Source organism: Caballeronia sordidicola, assembly GCF_002220365.1.
GTDB lineage: Bacteria > Pseudomonadota > Gammaproteobacteria > Burkholderiales > Burkholderiaceae > Caballeronia > Caballeronia sordidicola_C.
In genome coordinates, this window is sequence record NZ_MTHB01000260.1 from 1 (window position 1) to 1,790 (window position 1,790).

Consider the following 1,790-nt stretch of genomic DNA (forward strand, 5'->3'; position numbering starts at 1 on the left):
GCAACCAGGTTGTGGATCTGCGCGCCAGTCGTGCCGTTGCCCAGCGTGACGCCCGACTTCGATGCGTTGTCATAGGCGACGAACGAGTTCGTGACGTGACCGCTCGTGTCAATCGCCAGGCCCGCTGCTGTCAACTGCGCCACGTTCACTGCGTCCATGTTGGCAACACCAGCCTTCACGTTCGACAGCGTTGTGCCAGCCGTACCGCCCAGCGTGACCGTGCCCTTGGTCGAGTCGTTATAAGCAACAAACGAGTTCGTGACGTGACCGCTCGTGTCGACGTTCAAACCTGCTGCCGTCAACTGGCCGAGGTTCACTGCGTCCGTTGCAGTCGTGCCGGCAACCAGGTTGTGGATTTGCGCGCCAGTCGTGCCGTTGCCCAGCGTGATGCCCGACTTCGATGCGTCGTCATAGGCGACGAACGAATTCGTCACGTTACCGCTCGTGTCAATGCTCAGGCCCGCTGCGGTCAACTGCGCCACGTTCACTGCGTCCATTGCCGTAGCACCCGCCTTCACGTTCGACAGCGTCGTGCCAGCCGTGCCATCCAGCGTGACCTTAGCGTGGGTCGCGTCGTCGTACGCTACTCCGTTAACACCTGGACCGCCGGTGCCCGAGGCCGCTGCGGTGATTGCATCAGCAACGTCGTGATAGGTATTGCCGTTGACCGTGTAGGTCGGCGCAACCACATTGCCGCTGCTGTCAATTGTCGAGCCGCCGCCCATTGCGGTCGTAACGCCCTTCAACTGCGCAACGTTCACTGCGTCTGTGTCAGCTTGACCAGCAGCCATGTTCGTGACGCGACGCGTGTTGGCCTGATTCTGGATCGTGTATGGCTTGCCCGTTGCGTCGTACGCCGTGTACGAGCCCGTGCCGTCGCTGCCCACTGAAACAGTGTTCGCTACGTTGGCAACCGATCCCGAACCCAGCGCCACTGCGTCGCTTGCTGACGCATAGGACTGGACACCCACTGCCGTGGCGCCCACGCCGGTGCTGAATGCGTTGGAACCAATCGCGATAGAACCTGCACCGGCAGCGCGTGCGACGTCCGAAGGCGGAGTCGAACCCGTGCTGTCGCCCACGCCCGCGACTTGCGAGTAGTAAGCTGCTGTCTTGTATGCGATTGTCAAACCCGCGGTATTAACGCCAGAACTCGATGCGCCTGCCTTCAAAAGATGCGGGGCCTCAAGGTTGCTGGTACCGGTCTCGTTCAAAATGTCGTAGACCTGGCCAACGTTGGCAGCGTCCGTATCTTGCACGCCGTTTGCAACGTTGCTGATAACCGTGCCCTTCGGCAACAGACCTTCGGTACGATTGCCGTCCTTGAAGTACGCGCTGTTGCCTGTTCCTGCAGCAAGCGTAATCGCAGGAGATCCTGATGCGACCGAACCCGCTGCGTAGGTCACAGCTTGATTCGTCACGTTTCCGGTCCCGTCGAGTGTGAACCCGGCGGACTTGAGTTGGGAAACTGCGACCGCATCGGTATTGTTGATGCCGGCTTTCAGGTTGGTGATAGTCGTGCCTGCCGTACCGCCCAGCGAGACCATGCCCTTGGTGGAGTCGTCATAAGCGACGAACGAGTTGGTGACGTGACCGCTCGTGTCTACGTTCAAACCTGCTGCCGTCAACTGGCCCAGGTTCACTGCGTCCGTTGCCGTCGTACCAGCAACCACTTGGTGAATCTGTGCGCCAACCGTGCCGTTGCCCAGCGTGACGCCGGTCTTCGATGAGTTGTCATAGGCAACGAACGAGTTCGTCACATTGCCGCTCGTGTCAACAGTGATGCCCGC

Annotated in this window: 1 protein-coding gene; it reads right to left on the reverse strand. The window is 60.4% G+C overall.

Annotated features, from left to right (window positions below):
- On the reverse strand, window positions 1-1,760 hold a 1,760-nt coding region (locus BSU04_RS37195), incomplete at its 3' end, for a beta strand repeat-containing protein (RefSeq protein WP_373452912.1).
- Window positions 1,761-1,790 lie beyond the last annotated feature (30 nt).